Here is a 17,690-nt window from a genome sequence, read left to right as displayed (position 1 = left end):
GGTTGGCACTCCTTCAGTCTTGACTTGAAATCATTCGAGCTTGGCGCCCGATTGCTTGATCAGGCGCTCCCACACCGGGCGCTCCTGCTTGTAGGCGGCCGCGAAGGCCTCGGGCGAGCTGTCCTTGATCTCGAAGCCCATCCCCGCGACCTTGGCCTGCACGTCGGGCTGCTGCGTCGCCTTGCGCACCTCGTCGGCGATGCGCTGCACGATGGGCTTCGGCGTGTTGGCGGGCGCCGCGATGGCCAGCCAGCCGGTGACGCGGTAGGCCTCGTCCTTGAGCCCCTGCTCGGCCAGCGTCGGCACGTTGGGCAGCGTGCTCATCCGGCGCTCGCCGGTGACGCCGATCGCCTTGAGCTTGCCGGCCTCGATGTGCGGCTTGGCGACCAGCGCGCTGGCATAGGCCATCTGGATCTGGCCGCCGATCAGGTCCTGCAGCATCGGCGCCTCGCCCTTGTAGGCAACATGGTTCATGTCGGCCTGCTGCGTCAGGCTCATGTGCGCGCCGGCCAGATGCGGATAGGCGCCGACGCCGTAGGAGCCGTAGGCCAGTTTGCCCTTGTTCGCGCTCGCGTACTTGAGCAGCTCGGGGCCGGTCTTGACCGGCACGCTCGGGTTCACCACCAGCACCAGCGGCGCCATCGCGATCTGGTAGACCAGCGTGAGGTCGCGTTGCGTGTCATAGGGCAGCTTCTCGTACAGAAACTGGTTGGTCAGCAGCGAGTTGCTCAGCGACAGCACGAGGGTGTAGCCGTCCGGTGCCGCCTTGGCGACCGCGTCGGTACCGATGATGCCGGCGGCGCCGGGCTTGTTGTCGATGATCACGGGCTGGCCGAGGCCGGCAGCCAGCTTCTCGCCGATCACGCGCGCCAGCACGTCGGTGGCGCCGCCAGCGGCGAAGGGCACCACCATCTTGATCGGCTTGTTTGGATAGGCCTGCTGCGCGTGGGCAGGCGCGATGGCGCAGAGGGCGGCAGCGCAAAGCCACGCGCGGCGGCTCGAGAGGATTGGGGTCAAGGCATGTCTCCGGTTCGGTTCTTCGAATGGGCTATTTCAGGATCACCTGCGTCTTGAACGGCAGCCGACCCAGCGCTTCGTGCAGTTGCAGTCGCAGTGTTTCGGCCTGCGCGCCGGCGGCGGCTGCGTCGACGATCACCTTGAGGGCGCTGTCGCCGTCGGCCTGCACCTGCGGCCGCGCCGAATCGGCGACGCCGAGCGCCGCGCAGGCTTCGTCGACCAGCGCTGCGGCCACCTTGCGCGCCGCCATCGCACGCAGCTCGGGCTTGTAGATCTTGCCGACGTTGGTCATCGGCATGGTCTCGATGACGATCACCGAGCGCGGCTTGGCAGGCGCCTCGTCGACCCGCGCGGCCGTAAAATCGAGCAGCTCGGCCTCGCTCGCCGTGGCTCCGGGGATCAGCGTCGCGAACACCACGGGCAGCTCGCCGGCATAGGCGTCGGGCGCACCGACCGCCGCGCAGAGCTGCACCGCCGGGTGGGCGCCGAGCGCGTCCTCGATCACCTTCGGATCGATGTTGTGGCCGCTGCGGATGATCAGGTCCTTCGAGCGGCCGCTGAGGTTGAGGCGGCCCTCGGCGTCAAGCCAGCCGAGGTCGCCGGTGGCGAGCCAGCCGTCGGCCGTGAAGGCCTTCGCGTTGTCGGCCGGATCGACGAAGCCCGAGAACAGGTTCGGCGACTTGAACAGCACCATGCCCTGCTCGCCCACGGGCAGGTCGCGCTCGCTGGCATTGCCGTGCTCGTCGAGCGCCACGATGCGCAGCTGCGAATAGGGCAGCCGAAAGCCGACGCAGCCCGCGGGGCCAACCACGCCCGGCGGCGTGATGGTCGAGATGCCGGCCATCTCGGTCATGCCCAGGCTCTCGTGCACGTGCAGGCCGAACAGGCGCTCGAAACGCGCGGCGAGCTCGGGCGCCAGCACCGCGGCGCCGGTACGGCAGTAGTTGATCGACGAGATGTCGGCCCCGGCCAGCGGCACGTTGGCCAGCGCAGCGAGCACCGTCGGCACTGCCGACAGCGAGGTCGGCCGGTACTTCTCGACCAGCCGCCAGTAGTTGGCCAGCACCTGCTTGTTGCGCAGCAGGGCGGTGGTTGGGATGATCACTTCGACGCCGGCCGACAGCGAGGCCAGAGACGCCGGCAGCACGCCGGCGACGTGGAACAGCGGGTAGCCGTTGATGGACGCGTCCTTCGGTCCCTGGCCGGTCATGTTGACGCTGGCCCAGGCCGTGAACACCTGCGCGCCATGGCTGTGGCGTGCGAGTTTCGGCGCACCGGTGGTGCCGCCGGTGTGGAAGTAGGCCGCGATGTCGCCCGGCGCGATGTCGCGGCCGCTCACCAGCCGGTCATCGGGCTCGGCGGCGCGCAGGGTGCCGAAGTCGGCCACGCCATCGGGCAAGTCGCCTGCGCTGCCCGGCGCCTCGTCGTGCGGCGCCACGCGCAGCACCGTCGTCAACGTCGGCACCTGGCCGCGCAGCCGCATCGCCTTGGCCCACATGCCCGAGTCGGCATCGGAGCCGTAGGCGATCAGCACCTTGGCCCGGCCAGCGGTCATCAGCGCGACCAGCTTGTCGTCGGTCAGGAGCGGGTTGAGCGGCTGCACGATGCCGGCCGCCTCGCCGCCCCACAAGGCCAGGTGGTAGTCGAGGCAGCCCGGCAGCAGCACCGCCACCGCGTCCTCGGGCCCGACGCCGAGCCGGTGCAGCAGGTTCGCGGTCTGGTGGATGCCGGCCAGCAGTTGGGCGTAGGACCAGCGGATCGGCGCGTCCGCCGGATCGCCGGTGCGCAGGAAGGTCAGCGCGGTCTTGTCGCCGAAGGCGGCGCCCGCATTGCGAAAGATCTCGTAAGTGCTGCGCAACGTCAGCGTCTCGGCTAGCGGCGTGGCCTCGAGCCTTCGGATGTCGTCGAGGCTGCGGATCGGAAACGATGCGCTGAAGGGCGCTGCGGCCCGGGGTTCGCTGTGGCGGCTCATGGATCCTGTCTCCTGCATTTCTCTGACTGCCATCATGCGCCGGGTCGGTCCCGGCGACTACCGCGGTTACTGGTTCTTGATGTTGTTGTCGCGGATCACCTTGCCCCAGCGCTCGTAGTCCTGGCGCATGCGCGCGCTCATCTGCTCGGGCGTCTGGAAGGCCGCGAAAGTGCCGACCCCTTCGAGCTTCTGCTGGACTTCCTTGTCGGCCAGCGCCTTCTTGAGCTCTGCGTTCAGGCGCGCGATCACGTCCTTGGGCGTACCGGCCGGCGCCAGCATGCCGCCCCACGAGGTGGCGTCGAAGCCGGGGAAGCCCTGCTCGGCCACGGTCTTGACCTCGGGCAGCAGGCTCAGCCGCTTGGACGAGCCGACCGCGATCGGCCTCAGCGTGCCCGAGCGGATGTGCGGCAGCACCGCGATCAGGTCCGAGAACATCATCGGCACCTGGCCGCCGATCAGGTCGGTCACGGCCGGCGCGCTGCCGCGGTAGGGCACATGCTGCATCTGGAAGTGGCCGACGTTCTTGAGGCTCTCGGTCGTCAGGTGGCCGAAGCTGCCGGCGCCCGCGGTGGTGTAGTTGAACTTGCCGCCGTCGGCCTTGGCCTTGGCGATCAGCTGCTGCAGGCCGGTGACTTCGGGCAGCGCCTTCGGATTGACGACCATCACGATCGGCAGGTCGTAGGTGGTGCCGACCGGCGTGAAGCTCTTGAAGATGTCGTAGCTGGTCTGGCCGTAGAGGTGACCGGCCAGCAGCGTCGGCGTGGCCAGCATCACCAGCGTGTRGCCGTCCGCTGCCGCCTTGGCCGCGGCTGCGGCGCCGATGGTGCCGGAGGCGCCGCCGCGGTTGTCGATCAGCACCGGCTGCTTGAGGCCTTCTGCCATCTTCTGGCCGATGATGCGGATCGCGACGTCGGTTGGGCCGCCGGCCGGGAAGGGCACGATGATGGTGATCGGTTTGGTCGGAAAGGCCTGGGCGAAGGCGGAACCGGCGACGAGCGGCAGCGCCAGGGCGAGCAGGGCGCGGCGCGCCGGATTGCGAACGGAAGCGGAAAAGCGGAAGGACATGGGGACGTTCGATGGCGTCAGAGGACGCCGTTGGATTTCAGTTGGGAGAGCTTGTCGTCGGACAGCCCGAGCAGCGACTGCAGCACCTCGTGCGTGCCTTCGCCGAGCTGCGGCGGTGCGTTGCGCACCGGCAGCCGCTCGCCGTCGAAACGGTAGGGCGGCGCCAGCACGTTGACCTTGCCGGCCACCGGATGCGGCTGCGTGGTCACCAGGCCGGCGTCGGTGGCGCGCTTGGAATTGAGCGCCTCGAGCAGGCCGAGCACCTCGCCGCAAGGAATGCCCGAACGCGTCAGCTGCTCGAGCAGCGCGCGGCGCTTGCGCCTGCCGAGCTCGCGATTGATCTCCGGCATCAACGCCTCGCGGTTGGCCGAGCGCAGGATGTTGGTCTTGAAGCGCTCGTCGGCCGCCAGGTCGGGGCGTTCGATCACCTCGTTGCAGAAGCGTACGAACTGGCTGTTGTTGCCGACCGTGATCACCAGCGGGCCGTCCTCTGCATCGAACACGCCATAGGGCACGATCGACGGATGCGCGTTGCCGAAGCGCGGCGGGTCTTCGCCCATCAGCAGCGCCTCGAGGCCGTAGTAGGCCGTGATCATCAGGCCGCAGTCGAACAGTGCCATCTCGATATGCCGGCCCTTGCCGGTCTTCTGGCGTTCGAACAGCGCGGCCAGGATGGCCTGCGCCGAGTACATGCCGGTGAACAGGTCGACCGCGGCGACGCCGAACTTGAGCGGCGGCTGGTCGGCCTCGCCGTTGATCGCCATCAGGCCGGCCTCGCCCTGCACCACCAGGTCGTAGCCGGGCCGCGCAGCCTCGGGGCCGGTGCGGTCGTAACCCGAGATCGAGCAATAGATCAGTCCCGGGTTGATCTCGCGCAGCGCCTCGTAGCCGAGGCCGAGCTTGTCGATGCCGCCGAACTTGAAGTTCTGGATCAGCACGTCGCTCTTCTTGACCAGCTCGCGCACGATCTCCTGGCCTTCCGGCGTCTGCAGGTCGATGCCGACCGAACGCTTGTTGCGGTTGACGCTGTTGAAGTAGGCGGTCTCGGTGTTGCCGACCCGCAGGCCCCAGTCGCGCGTGTCGTCGCCGCGCCCGGGGTGCTCGACCTTGATCACCTCGGCGCCGAAATCGGCCAGCACCATGCCGCACCAGGGGCCGGCGAGGATGCGCGAGAGGTCGAGCACGCGGACGCCCGCGAGCGGTAGCGCGCCGTTCATGGCTGGACCTCCTTGCCGAGCGCGATGTAGCGCTGCAGGTGATGGTCCTCGTCGCCGAGCTGGTGGTCGATCATGACGAGGCGCTTGGCGTAGTGGGCCAGCGGCAGCTCCCAGGTCATGCCGATGCCGCCGTGCAGCTGGATGCTCTCCTCGGCGACCAGGGTGCCGATGCGGCCGATGCTGTACTTGGCCGCCGACAGCGCGCGTTCACGCGTCAGTCGATCGGTGTCGAGTGCGGCCGCGGCGTTGATCACGGCCGAGCGGGCCTGCTCGATCTCGAGCAGCAGGTCGGCCATGCGGTGCTGCAGCGCCTGGAAGCTGCCGATCAGCAGGCCGAACTGCTTGCGCGTGCGCAGGTACTCCAGCGTGGCGGTCTTGGCCGCTTCCATCGCGCCGAGCGATTCGGCGCACAAAGCCAGCAGTCCGCGGGCGACGGCGCGCTCCAGCGTGGCGTAGCCCCGGCCTTCGGCGCCGAGCAAGGCGTCGGCGCCGAGCTTGATCTTGTCGAAGGCGAGTTCCGCGACGCGGCCGCCGTCGATCGCGGGGCAGTCGCGCACCAAGAGGCCGGGCGTCTTGGCGGGCACCAGGAACAGCGAGATGCCGGCTTCGTCGTCGACCGCGCCCGAACTGCGTGCCGAGACCACGAACAGGTTTGCCTGCGCGCCCTGCTGCACCACGGCCTTGGCGCCATCGAGCACCCAGCCCTCGCCGCTGCGTTCGGCACGGGTCTGCACGCGCGAGAGCTCGTAGTGGCTGCCGGCTTCGTCATGCGCCAGCGCCGCGATCGTGGTGCCGCCGATGATCTCGGCCAGCAGGGTCTTCTGCGCCGCGTTGCCCGAAGCGGAGATCGCCTCGCCGGCCATCACCGCGCCCAGCAGCGGCTCGACCACCAGGCCGCGGCCCAGTGCCTCGAAGACCACCGCGATGTCGAAGCCGCCGCCGCCGAAGCCGCCGTCGGCCTCGCTGAACAGCGCGCCGATCACGCCGAGTTCGGCGAACTGGTGCCAGATGTCGGCGCTGAAGCCCTCGGGCGACTTCGCGATGCGGTCGCGGGTCTCGAAGGCGTACTGCTCCGCGATGAAGCGATTCAGGCTGTCGGCGAGCATGCGCCGGTCTTCGCTGTGTTCGAAATTCATGGCTTTACYTTCAGAGTCCCAGGATCATCTTGGAGATGATGTTCTTCTGGATCTCGTTCGAGCCGCCGAAGATCGACAGCTTGCGGTTGTTGAAGTAGCGTGCCGCCGCAGCCGCGGCGTAAGGCGGGCCGAAGGGCTGGCCGTCGAAGCCGTCCTCGAGCGCCTCAGCGACGAAGGGCCGCGCCTGCGCGCCCATCGCGCGACGCGCCAGCGAGGAGATCTCCTGTCGGATCTCGGTGCCGCGGATCTTGAGCATCGAGCTCTCCGCGCCCGGCACGCCGCCGCCGGCCACGGCCGCGATCACACGCAGGTTGGTGGTCTTCATGTTCTCGAGGTCGATCTCGACCTTCGCCATGCGGGCGGCGAAGGCCGGGTCTTCGGACAACGGACGGCCGTTCTTGACTTGCTTCGCGGAGATCGCCTTGAGCTGCGCCATCGCGGCCACCGAGAAGCCGACGCCGGCGATGTTGGTGCGCTCGTAGGTCAGCAGGTACTTGGCGCAGGTCCAGCCCTTGTCTTCCTCGCCGACCAGGTTCTCGGCCGGCACGCGCACGTCGGAGAAGAACACCTCGTTGACCTCGTGCTCGCCGTCGAGTGTGATGATCGGGCGCACCTCGACGCCGGGCGACTTCATGTCGATGAGCAGGAAGCTGATGCCCTCCTGCTTCTTGGCCTCGCGATTCGTGCGCACCAGGCAGAAGATCATGTCGGCGTGCTGGCCCAGCGTGGTCCAGGTCTTCTGGCCGTTGACGATGTAGTGATCGCCCTGGGCAACGACGCCGCGCACGGCCTGTGTCTTGACCGAGGCCAGGTCGGAGCCCGCGCCGGGTTCCGAGTAGCCCTGGCACCACCAGTCGGTGCCGTCGAGGATGCGCGGCAGCCAGTGGCGCTTCTGCGCCTCGCTGCCGTACTTGATCAGCACCGGGCCGAGCATGTTGACGCCGAACGGAACGATACGCGGCGCATGGGCCAGCGCGCACTCGTTCTCGAAGATGAACTTCTCGACCGCGGTCCAGCCGGGGCCACCGTACTGTTCGGGCCAGTGGTTGGCGAGCCAGCCGCGCGCATTGAGGATGGCATGCCATTCCTGCATGTCGGCCTTGGACAAATGCTTGCCGGTCGCGACCTTGTCGGACAGGCGGGCCGGCAGCTTGTCGGCCAGGAAGGCGCGCACTTCGCTGCGGAAGGCTTCTTCTTCGGGGGTGAAGTTCAGGTCCATCGCCGAGTCCTCAGTAGATTTCAAACAAGCCGGCAGCACCCATGCCGCCCGCGATGCACATCGTCACCACCGCGTACTTCGCGCCGCGCTGCTTGCCTTCGATCAGCACATGGCCCGCGAGTCGCGCGCCGGTCATGCCGAAGGGGTGGCCGATCGAGATCGCGCCGCCGTCGACATTGAGCCGCTCCGACGGAATGCCGAGCTTCTCCTGGCAGTAGATCGATTGCGAGGCAAAGGCCTCGTTGAGCTCCCACAGGTCGATGTCGTCGACCTTGAGGCCGTGGCGCGCCAGCAGCTTGGGCACCGCGAACACCGGGCCGATGCCCATTTCGTCGGGCTCGCAGCCGGCCACGGCCAAGCCGCGGAAGGCGCCCAGCGGCTTGAGGTTGGCGCGCTCGGCTTCCTTGGCTTCCATCAGCACGCAGGCCGAAGCGCCGTCGGACAGCTGGGAGGCGTTGCCCGCGGTGACGAACTTGTCGGCGCCCATCACCGGCTGCAGCTTCGCTAGCGCCTCGTAGGTGGTGCCGCGGCGGTTGCAGGTGTCGTGGTCGATCGTGACTTCGCGCTGCGTGACTTGCTTGGTGTCCTTGTYGGTCACGGCCATCGTGGTGGTGCAGGCCACGATCTCTTCCTTGTAGCGGCCGGCGAGCTGCGCTTCTTCGGTCTTGCGCTGGCTCTCGGCCGAGAAACGGTCCTGCGCCTCGCGGCCGATGCCGTAGCGCTGGGCCACGATGTCGGCGGTCTCGATCATCGCCATGTAGAGCGCGGGCTTGTGTTCCTGGATCCAGGGGTCGATGCCGCTGTCGCCGGCATCTGTCGCGCTGCGGGTGCGGATCTGCGAGATGCTCTCGACGCCGCCCGCGATCATCGCCGGTGCGCCGTCGATCACGATGCGGCCCGCGGCCATCGCGATCGCCTGCAGGCCCGAGGCGCAGAAGCGGTTGACCGTGGTGCCGGCGATCGAGATCGGCAGGCCGGCGCGGATGATGCTCTGGCGCGCGATGTTGCGGCCGGTCGTGCCCTCGGGGTAGCCGCAGCCGAGGATTGCATCCTCGATCAGCGCCGGGTCGAGCCCCGAGCGCTCGACCGCGGCGCGCACCGCAAAGGCGGCCAGCGTGGCGCCCGGGGTGATATTGAATTCGCCGCGGTGTGCCTTGGTGAGCGGGGTGCGGGCGGTGGAAACGATGACGGCTTCGCGCATGGTGATTGGCTCCTTAGTCAGTTGAGGAGAGAGCAAAAACTGCTGCGCAGTTTCTTGGTCTGTCCCGAAGGTTTCAGTCTTGGTTGAGGCTCGAGAAATCGGCGCCGCGCTCGACCAGCTCTTCCAGCAGCGGCGAGGGCTTCCAGAACACCGGGTCCTGCTTGGCGAACTCCTGGATGTCGGCCAGCACCTTCGGCAGGCCCACCATGTCGGCATACTTCATCGGACCGCCGCGGAAGCGCGGAAAGCCGTAGCCGTAGAGGAAGGCGACGTCGACGTCGAGCGGGCGTAGCGCGATGCGCTGGTGCACCACGTTGGCACCCTCGTTGATCATCGCGGCCATGTAGCGGCGCATGATCTCGTCCTCGGTGAAGCTGCGCGGCGTGATGCCGGCGCGCTGGCGCTCGGCATCGATGATCGCCAGCACCTCGGGGTCGGGCTGGCCGGTGCGCGCGCCTTCGGGGTAGAGGTAGTAGCCGCGCTGGGTCTTCTGGCCGAACCAGCCCCGCTCGCAGATGCGGTCGGCCACCTGCACGTAGCGCGCCTTCGGGTCGCGCGTGGCCGCCTTGCGCTTGCGCGTGGCCCAGCCGATGTCGCCGCCGGCCAGGTCGGAGACCTGGAACGGGCCCATCGGGTAGCCGAAGTTGCGCACGGCCGCGTCGATCTCGTATGGCGAGGCGCCGTCTTCCATCATGTGGTCGGCCGCCTGACGATACACGGCGAGGATGCGGTTGCCGATAAAGCCGTCGCAGACGCCGGCGCGCACCGGCACCTTCTTGAGCTTCTTGGCGAGTTCGAAGCCGGTCGCGACCACGTCGGCGCTGACCTTGGCCGGCACCACGATCTCGAGCAGCTTCATGATGTTGGCCGGCGAGAAAAAGTGCAGGCCGACGACGTCGCCGGGGCGCGAGACGCTGGCCGCGATCTCGTCGATGTCGAGGTAGGAAGTGTTGGTGGCCAGCACGGCGCCGGGCTTGCAGACCCGGTCGAGCTCGGCGAACACGGCCTTCTTGACGCCCATGTCCTCGAACACCGCCTCGACCACGATGTCGACCTTCGCCAGCGCGTCGTAGGCGGTCGAGCCCGAGAAGCGCGCCATCACGCTGTCCTTGGCTTCGGGCGTCATACGGCCCTTCTTGATCAGGCCGTCGTAGACCTTCTCGACGTTGGCTCGCCCGCGCGCCAGCTGCGCTTCGTCGCGTTCGATCATCGTGACCGGCATGCCGGCGTCGAGCATCGCCACCGCGATACCGGCGCCCATGGTGCCGCCGCCGACGATGCCGGCCGAGTCCAGCGCGCGCGGCTTGGCGGCCTTGGTCTCGGGCGCCTTGAGCACCTCGCGCTCGGCGAAGAAGGCGTGGATCAGGCCGGCGCGCTGCGGGCTGTCGATGCACTGCAGGAACAGCTTGCGCTCGAGCGCCATGCCTTCGTCGAAAGGCTTGGTGAGCGCGGCTTCGACGGCTTCGATGATCTTCATCGGCGAGAACAGGCCGCGGCTCTTCTTCGCGGTGTCGGCGCGCGCGGCTTCGAGCGCGGCGCGGCTGGCCTCGGTGTCGGCCAGTGCCTGCGCATCGCGCGTGCGGCGCCCCGGCGCCTTGGCGGCGATCAGTTCACGGGCGTAGGCCAGGCCTTCGGTCAAGGCCTCGCTGCCTTCGCCCAGCCGGTCGACCAGGCCGAGCGCGAGCGCTTCGTTGGCGCCGGCGTGGCGGCCGCTGAGGATCAGCTCGAGTGCGGCCTTGGCGCCGATCAGGCGCGGGGCGCGCTGCGTGCCGCCCGAGCCGGGCAGCAGGCCCAGCGCGACTTCGGGCAGGCCGAGCTTGGCCGAGGGCACGGCCAGGCGATAGTGGGCCGACAGCGCGATTTCGAGCCCGCCGCCCAGCGCGGCGCCCTGGATCGCGGCCACCACCGGCTTGCTGCAGTTCTCGATCGCCAGACAGACTTCGGGCAGCGACGGCGGCTGCGGCGTCTGGCCGAATTCGCGGATATCGGCGCCGGCAATGAAGTTGCGTCCCGCGCCGACGATCAGCACGGCCTTGGCCTCGTTGTCGGCCTCGGCCGCCGCGATCGCTGCGGCGAGGCCCCGCCGGACGTCGACGCCCAGCGCATTGACCGGCGGGTTGTCGATGGTCACGACCAGCACGTCGGCTTGGCGCGTGAAGCTCACGGGGGAGGCGGAAGAAGGGGGGGTCTGGGCCATAGTGTGTCTCCGATTGCTTGACAGGACGGTTCATCCGGGATGAACCCAGCATTCTTGATCCGACTCCCGCCTTTGACAATTGCATTTGGCGTTGACAGACTGTCAAAGGATTTTTGACACAATCGGGCGCCATGGACCTGCAATCGCTGACCCTGCTGGTGGAGATCCTCGATGCCGGCAACCTGAGCGCGGCGGCGCGCCGGCTCAAGATGAGCCGCGCCAATGTCAGCTACCACCTGAACCAGCTCGAGCGCTCGGTCGGTGCCCAGCTGGTGCGCCGCACCACGCGGCGCGCGGAGCCGACCGAGATCGGCCTGCGCCTGTACCAGCACGGCCTGGCGATCCAGGGCGAGCTGCTGGCGGCCAGGGAGTCGGTCACCACGCTCGGCCAGAGCCTGCAGGGCCGGGTGCGCCTGAGCGTGCCGAGCGGCTACGGCCAGCTCGTGATGTCGGGATGGCTGATCGATTTCAAGCGCATGTACCCCGGCATCGTGCTCGACGTGCTGTTCGAGAACCGCATCGAGGACCTGCTGCGCGACGAGGTCGACATCGCGATCCGCGTGGTGCCCGAGCCGCCGCAGAACCTCGTGGCGCGCGAGCTCGGGCCGGTCCGCTACGTGGCCTGCGCATCGCGCGGCTATGCCGAGGCGAACGGGCTGCCGACCCAGCTCGACCAATTGCAAGGGGCGCCGGTTGTCACCTCGGCGGTGGTCGGGCGCCAGCTGCGCGTGTCGGCCTACCAGGGCGAGGAGCGGCGCGAGGTGATCCTCGAGCCGACGCTGATCTCGGAGAACTTCCTTTTCCTGCGCCAGGCGATCCTGGCCGGCCTGGGCATCGGGCTGGTGCCCGACTACGTGGTGCAGGACGACATCCGGCGCGATGAAGTCGTGACCACGCTGGACGACTGGCGGCTCAGCATCTTCGGCACCGGGATGTACATGCTCTACATGCCGAACCGGCAGCACACGCGGGCGATCCGGACCTTCATCGATTTCATCCTGGAGCGGGTGCGGGGGGCGGCGGCCACGATGGGACAATCGGCCCCATGACCACCCCCGCCGACACCCTCACGATCACCCGCCCCGACGATTGGCACCTGCATGTGCGCGACGGCGCCGCGCTCGCGGCCGTGCTGCCGCATTCGGCGCAGCAGTTCGGCCGCGCGCTGATCATGCCGAACCTGCGCCCTCCCGTGACCACCGCGCAGCAGGCGCTCGACTACCGCGCCCGCATCCTCGAAGCGCTGCCCGCCGGCTCCCGCTTCCAGCCGGTGATGTCGCTCTACCTGACCGACAAGCTGCCGCCCGACGAGATCGAACGCGCCGCGGCGGCCGGGGTCCGCGCCCTCAAGCTCTACCCCGCGGGCGCCACCACCAACAGCGATGCCGGCGTGACCGACATCAAGAAGACCTACGCCACCCTCGAGGCCATGCAGAAGCACGGACTGCTGCTGCTGGTGCACGGCGAGGTGACCGACCCGGCGGTCGACCTGTTCGACCGCGAGGCGGTGTTCATCGACCGCGTGCTAATCCCGCTGCGCCGCGACTTCCCCGAGCTCAAGATCGTGTTCGAGCACCTGACGACCCAGGAAGGCGCCCACTACGTGCGCGATGCCAATCGCTTCACGGCCGCCACGATCACGGCGCACCATCTGCTCTACAACCGCAACGCGATCTTCACCGGCGGCATCCGGCCGCACTACTACTGCCTGCCGGTGCTCAAGCGCGAGACCCATCGCGTCGCGCTGGTCGAGGCCGCCACTAGCGGCAGCGACCGCTTCTTCCTCGGCACCGACAGCGCGCCGCATCCGGCGCACCTGAAGGAGCACGCGCTGGGCTGCGCCGGCTGCTACACCGCGCTGACCGCGATCGAACTCTACGCCGAGGCTTTCGACCATGCCGGCGCGCTCGACAAGCTCGAAGGCTTCGCGAGCTTCCACGGCCCCGACTTCTACGGCCTGCCGCGCAACACCGACACCGTGACCCTGCGGCGAGAAAGCTGGACCGTGCCCGAGACCGTGCCCTACGGCGACGCCACGCTGAAACCTCTGCGCGGCGGCGAAACCGTGGCCTGGAGGCTGGCATGAGTCTGACGCCGCGGGTCATGCTACTGGTCGACGCCGACAATGTATCGGCCGACGTGATCGAGCAGGCCGTGGAGCGCACCCTGGCCGAGCACGGCGCGGTGCATGTGCGGCGCGCCTACTGCAATGCCGACACCGCGCTCAAGCAGCAGTCGCTCTTCAAGCGGCTGTCGATGCGGCCGATGGTCAACCTGTCGGCCGGGAAGAACAGCACCGACATCGCGCTCGCGGTCGACGCCATCGACCTGGTGGTCGCGGAGCGGCCGGACATTGTGGTGCTGGTGTCCTCCGACTCCGATTTCGCGCCGCTGGTGATCCGGCTGCGCGAGAAGGGCTGCCGCGTCTGCGGCATCGGGCAGCAGGGCAAGACCGGCGAGGAGACCGTGGCGGTCTACGACAACTTCGTCGACCTGCAGCACCATTCGTCGTCGACCAAGGCCGCCGTGGCCAGGCCCGCCGCCCGACAGGCCGCGAAAGCCGAGCCCGCACCCAAGCCGGCCGCCAAGCGCACCGCGCGTGCGCCGCGCCGCGCCAAGGCCGAAGCGGCCGCGCCCGTGCCGGTGCCGCGTGCGCCCGCGCTGCCCGACGACGTGTTGCACATCCTCGATGCGGTGGCCGAACTGGGCATGGGCAACAAAGTCGAGCTCAATGTCGCGGCCGAGCGGCTGCGCGCCGCCAAGCTGCTCGGCCGGAGCGCGAGTTCGCCGAAGCTGTTCAAGAAATACCCCGAGCTGTTCCTGCTGACGCCCGAGAAGACGCCCAACAAGGTGCAGTACATCGGCCCGATGCCGGCCTGACGCGGATGGCTGCGGGCCTGGCCGTCGACGCGACGCCGCCCTGGATGGCGCCCTTCGCGTCATGCGCACGACGGGTGGCCGCAAGGACCGATCTCGGCGCAAGCGTGGCCGACGCGCTGTCGGCCGAGCCGGTGCCGCTCGATCTGTCCGCCGGGTCGTTGAAATTCGTGCCCGGCGACAGCGCGACAGCCGGCGAAGCCTACGAGGCCTTCATCTTCCGCACCGCTTGCGTGCCGACGCGCGACAACCTACACGACCTGTTCAATGGGCTGGTCTGGCTGCACTGTCCGCTCGCCAAGCGGCGGCTGAACGAATTGCAGGCGGCCGAGATCGCGCGCGCCGGCATTGGCGCCACACGGGGGCCGCTGCGCGACGCGTTGACCCTGTTCGACGAGAACGGTGCCGTGCTCGACGCCCCGGCGGCCCTGTGGGAGGCCCTGGTCGCACGCGATTGGCAGCAGCTTTTCGTCACCCGGCGCGCGCTCTGGCGCGGTGCGAGGCTGCGGGTGTTCGGCCACGCACTGCTCGAAAAGCTGGCCGCGCCGCGCAAGGCGGCCACTGCGCATGTGCTGCTGGCGCCGGGCGCCAACCCGTCGATCGGGCCCGAAGATGCCCGGATCGCGGCGGCGCTCGACCCGGCGTGGCTGGCCACCAAGCCTTTCGTGCCGCTGCCGGTGCTGGGCGTGCCCGGCTGGTGGGCGCCCAACGAGGCGCCCGCCTTCTACGATGACGCGCTCGTGTTCAGGCGCAAGAGAGCCGCGGCTCTGCCTGCCTGAGCGCGCGCAGTCATTCCTGTACGACGACCTCGACCCGGAGCGCCGCGGCATCCGTGGCACCGGTGCCGATGATGTTTTCGGGCCTCTCGAGCAGGATGCGGGCCTCGGGTGCCCCGGCCGCGATCAGCGCGTCGGCCACCGCCTGGGCGCGCCGCATCGACATGTCCTCGTTGACCGCCGTGCTGCCATTGGCATCGCTGAAGCCAGAGACCACCAACAGCCTGGCCTTCTCGTGGGTCGAGAGATGGCTGAGCACAGGCCTCGCGCGGGCCGTGAAATCGGGCGACAGGTCGGCCTTGCCGGTGTCGAAGAAGACCTTGAGGGCCGGCGCGCTGTCGACCATGGAGGCCACTGTCGCGGCGCCGGCCGGGATGGCTTCGGAGACAGCGGCCTTGTTGCTCCGCGTAGCGAAGAAGCCGAGTAGCAGCAAGGCCGCCAGCAGCAGCACCAGCCAGACCAGGATGCGCAGCACGGGCCTTGACCCGGGCTGCAGGTCTCGGGCCCCGGCCGCACTGCCGAGCAGCCAGTTTCTCGCGCTGCTGGCGAATGCCATGACCTCCGGCAGCAGGGTGGCCGGATTCTCGCCATGCGGCATCAGCGCGGCCATCACGCCCGGGAGCGCGCACGCCAGTGATGCCGAGGCCGGCCATCCCGAGTTTCTCGACGAAGCCCGGCAGCCCGCCGGTCTGCGGCTGGGTGGCCTCGGCGACCAGCATCTGCATCAAAGGTCCGGCCTTGCCGCCTTGCCCGAAGCGCGTGGCGACCTGATCGATGACTGCATCAAGCACCTTTTTTTTCCCTATCCATAAGAATCGGCAGCCCTGTGCTACCGGACCGGCACCTTATCGGCGGGACCGGGGTCGGCTTGCCCGGCGGGCGCGTCGGCGCAGCGCAATGCGGCACTTGCGCACATTCAGGGGCGCGATTTCCTTCTGATTCCAGTTGGTATTTACTGCTTTCGTAGTGCCGTGGGACTTAATCTCGCTCCCATGATTGCTCCTATGATGGCGCTGCATGCACGTGGCGTGCGGGCCCTAGAAGCAACAACGAAAGCCGAGGACCGACGCGCAAACCCTTGCAACCCGGGCGGCAACCCTTATGTCCAGAGGCGGGACACCGCTTGTTCCCACGGAGAATCGAACTTGAAACGCATCCTTCTTTTTGTCCTGACCAACGTCATGGTGGTCGCGGTCCTGGGCGTGGTCGCCAGCCTGCTCGGCGTCAACCGCTTCCTCACCGCCAACGGACTCAACCTCGGCGCGCTGCTCGGCTTCGCCCTGATCATGGGCTTCGGCGGCGCGATCATCTCGCTCCTGATCAGCAAGCCGATGGCCAAGTGGTCGGCCGGCGTACGGATCATCAACGACCCGCAGACGCCCGACGAAGCCTGGATCGTCCAGACCGTGCGCAACCTCGCCGACAAGGCCGGCATCGGCATGCCTGAGGTCGGCATCTTCGAGGGCGACCCGAATGCCTTCGCCACCGGCGCGTTCAAGAACTCCTCGCTGGTGGCGGTCTCGACCGGCCTGCTGCAGAATATGACGCGCGAAGAGGTCGAGGCCGTGATTGGCCACGAAGTGGCGCACGTCGCCAACGGCGACATGGTCACGATGACCCTGATCCAGGGCGTGATGAACACCTTCGTTGTGTTCCTGTCGCGCGTGATCGGCTATGCGGTCGACAGCTTCCTGCGCCGCAACGACGAGCGCTCGTCGGGTCCCGGCATCGGCTACTTCGTGACCACCATCGTGCTCGACATCGTGCTGGGCTTCGCCGCCGCCATCGTGGTCGCCTGGTTCTCGCGTCATCGCGAATACCGTGCCGACGCCGGCGCCGCCCAACTCATGGGCCGCAAGCAGCCGATGATCAATGCGCTGGCGCGTCTTGGCGGCCTGCCGCCCGGCGAGTTGCCGAAGACTGTCGAGGCCATGGGCATCACCGGCAAGCTTGGCAGCCTGTTCGCGACCCATCCGCCGATCGAGCAGCGCATTGCGGCGCTGCAAAGCGCGCAGGCCTGAGGCGCTTGCGCCCGGCAAAGAGCCGCCTTCGGGCGGCTTTTTTGCGTCGGACGATTCCGCATCTTCTTTCGCTTTGGCTGATTCCAGTGTTTGCTTGATATGGGGATGGGCATAGCCCATAGGGTCGCGTCTACGCCATCCCGCCTCGGGTCGAGCGACAAACGAAAGAAAGGGAGACAACTCATGGAATCGGCCAAGCATTTCCAAAGCATCGTTGCGCAAGAGGGCGGCATGCGGCGCACCCTGACCGGCGCGCAGATGCCCATGATCGCGATCGATGGCGCCATCGGCACCGGCCTCTTCATGGGCAGCGGATTCGCCATCGGTTTCGACGGCCCCAGCGTGATCATCAGCTACCGATCGGCGCCGCGATCGCCTTGCTGCTGATGGGCTGCCTGGCCGAGTTGACGGTGGCGCACCCGACGCTTGGTTCCTTCGGCGCCTATGCCGACTACTACGTCAGCGCGTGGGCCGGATACCTGGTGCGCTATGCCGACTGGGCCTCGATCGTGCTGGCGATCGGCGCCGAGGTCACCGCGGTCGCGATCTACATGCAGTATTGGTTCCCGACCTCGCCGGTCTGGGTCTGGATCCTGCTCTTCGCGGGCAGCCTGGTCTTCGTGAATGCCCTCAGCGTGAACGTGTTCGGCTTCGTCGAGTACTGGTTTTGCATGATCAAGATCGCCGCCATCGTGGCTTTCATCCTGATCGGTGCCTATGTCGTGTATGGCGCGCCCGGCGACGGCGCCATCGGCTTCAAGAATTGCGTCGACCACGGCGGCTTCTTTTCCGGTTCGTCAGAAGAATTTGTGGGCGAGTTTAGGCTCGGGGAGCTTGCCGAGCACGTGATACAGAGAGAGTTCGGCGATGCGGAAGGTCCGATAGCCGTACGCTTTTCTCATGGTGACTTTGGCCTTGTTGTTCAGTCCCTCGATGACGCCGCTGGAAAACTGCTTTTTGGCGCGAAAGTAGTTGAGCAACAACTCCCGGTG

At 68.1% G+C, this 17,690-nt stretch carries 16 protein-coding genes and 1 pseudogene; 7 read left to right on the top strand and 10 right to left on the bottom strand.

From position 1 onward, the window contains the following. Positions 1-30: 30 nt before the first annotated feature. The 8 genes from AC1DY5_RS14050 to AC1DY5_RS14015 form a co-directional block, all read right to left on the bottom strand. Entirely contained in the window at positions 31-1,017 is a 987-nt protein-coding gene (locus AC1DY5_RS14050; protein WP_478112172.1) for a Bug family tripartite tricarboxylate transporter substrate binding protein, read from the bottom strand. Between the two features lie 31 nt (positions 1,018-1,048). After that, positions 1,049-2,989 (bottom strand): acyl-CoA synthetase, encoded by a 1,941-nt coding sequence (locus AC1DY5_RS14045; protein WP_478112170.1) that lies wholly within the window; start codon positions 2,987-2,989, stop codon positions 1,049-1,051. Positions 2,990-3,055: 66 nt separating this feature from the next. Next, positions 3,056-4,054, bottom strand: coding sequence for a Bug family tripartite tricarboxylate transporter substrate binding protein (locus AC1DY5_RS14040; RefSeq protein ID WP_478112168.1), 999 nt, complete (start codon positions 4,052-4,054; stop codon positions 3,056-3,058). A gap of 17 nt (positions 4,055-4,071) precedes the next feature. Continuing rightward, positions 4,072-5,271 carry a CaiB/BaiF CoA transferase family protein gene (locus AC1DY5_RS14035; protein ID WP_478112166.1) on the bottom strand — a complete coding sequence of 400 codons (1,200 nt, stop codon included), beginning with the start codon at positions 5,269-5,271 and terminating at the stop codon, positions 4,072-4,074. After that, a complete protein-coding gene (locus AC1DY5_RS14030; protein ID WP_478112164.1) occupies positions 5,268-6,407 on the bottom strand; it encodes an acyl-CoA dehydrogenase family protein in 1,140 nt (379 codons plus the stop codon). The genes AC1DY5_RS14035 and AC1DY5_RS14030 overlap by 4 nt, the downstream gene beginning before the upstream one ends. Before the next feature lie 10 nt (positions 6,408-6,417). Next, complete coding sequence (locus AC1DY5_RS14025; RefSeq protein WP_478112162.1) at positions 6,418-7,626, bottom strand: acyl-CoA dehydrogenase family protein; 1,209 nt, start codon at positions 7,624-7,626, stop codon at positions 6,418-6,420. Between the two features lie 10 nt (positions 7,627-7,636). Beyond that, positions 7,637-8,827: an acetyl-CoA C-acyltransferase gene (locus AC1DY5_RS14020; protein WP_478112161.1), complete on the bottom strand. Its 1,191-nt coding sequence runs from the start codon at positions 8,825-8,827 to the stop codon at positions 7,637-7,639. Positions 8,828-8,900: 73 nt separating this feature from the next. After that, entirely contained in the window at positions 8,901-11,024 is a 2,124-nt protein-coding gene (locus AC1DY5_RS14015) for a 3-hydroxyacyl-CoA dehydrogenase NAD-binding domain-containing protein (protein ID WP_478112159.1), read from the bottom strand. 131 nt (positions 11,025-11,155) lie between these two features. Between AC1DY5_RS14015 and AC1DY5_RS14010 the strand changes: the two genes are divergently transcribed. The 4 genes from AC1DY5_RS14010 to AC1DY5_RS13995 are packed head-to-tail and all read left to right on the top strand — an operon-like array spanning position 11,156 to position 14,680. Further along, positions 11,156-12,073: a LysR family transcriptional regulator gene (locus tag AC1DY5_RS14010; protein ID WP_478112157.1), complete on the top strand. Its 918-nt coding sequence runs from the start codon at positions 11,156-11,158 to the stop codon at positions 12,071-12,073. Further along, a complete protein-coding gene (gene pyrC, locus AC1DY5_RS14005; RefSeq protein ID WP_478112155.1) occupies positions 12,070-13,110 on the top strand; it encodes a dihydroorotase in 1,041 nt (346 codons plus the stop codon). Before AC1DY5_RS14010 ends, pyrC begins: the two co-directional genes overlap by 4 nt. Then, positions 13,107-13,904 (top strand): NYN domain-containing protein, encoded by a 798-nt coding sequence (locus AC1DY5_RS14000; protein WP_478112153.1) that lies wholly within the window; start codon positions 13,107-13,109, stop codon positions 13,902-13,904. The genes pyrC and AC1DY5_RS14000 overlap by 4 nt, the downstream gene beginning before the upstream one ends. A 5-nt stretch (positions 13,905-13,909) precedes the next feature. Continuing rightward, a complete protein-coding gene (locus AC1DY5_RS13995) occupies positions 13,910-14,680 on the top strand; it encodes a DUF3025 domain-containing protein (RefSeq protein WP_478112151.1) in 771 nt (256 codons plus the stop codon). Positions 14,681-14,690: 10 nt separating this feature from the next. On the opposite strand, the gene AC1DY5_RS13990 is transcribed toward AC1DY5_RS13995, so the two are convergent. Beyond that, positions 14,691-15,233 carry an OmpA family protein gene (locus AC1DY5_RS13990; RefSeq protein ID WP_478112149.1) on the bottom strand — a complete coding sequence of 181 codons (543 nt, stop codon included), beginning with the start codon at positions 15,231-15,233 and terminating at the stop codon, positions 14,691-14,693. Between AC1DY5_RS13990 and AC1DY5_RS13985 the strand changes: the two genes are divergently transcribed. The 3 genes and pseudogenes from AC1DY5_RS13985 to AC1DY5_RS13975 form a co-directional block, all read left to right on the top strand. After that, on the top strand, positions 15,232-15,489 hold the full coding sequence (locus tag AC1DY5_RS13985; protein ID WP_478112148.1) for a hypothetical protein: 258 nt from the start codon (positions 15,232-15,234) through the stop codon (positions 15,487-15,489). The two genes, AC1DY5_RS13990 and AC1DY5_RS13985, sit on opposite strands and share 2 nt — an antisense overlap. A gap of 333 nt (positions 15,490-15,822) precedes the next feature. Further along, positions 15,823-16,698, top strand: a complete 876-nt coding sequence (gene htpX, locus AC1DY5_RS13980; protein ID WP_478112146.1) for a protease HtpX — start codon at positions 15,823-15,825, stop codon at positions 16,696-16,698. A 183-nt stretch (positions 16,699-16,881) separates the two neighbouring features. After that, positions 16,882-17,486 (top strand): annotated as a pseudogene (locus AC1DY5_RS13975) (amino acid permease); the annotation flags it as partial. A gap of 9 nt (positions 17,487-17,495) precedes the next feature. Here the strand turns inward: AC1DY5_RS13975 and AC1DY5_RS13970 are convergent. Further along, positions 17,496-17,678, bottom strand: a complete 183-nt coding sequence (locus tag AC1DY5_RS13970; RefSeq protein ID WP_478112174.1) for a transposase — start codon at positions 17,676-17,678, stop codon at positions 17,496-17,498. Between the last annotated feature and the right edge of the window lie 12 nt (positions 17,679-17,690).

The organism is Variovorax sp. P4_D9, assembly GCF_056401695.1.
Note: the sequence above shows the minus strand (reverse complement) of the source record. Positions and strands in the feature narration are given on the sequence as shown.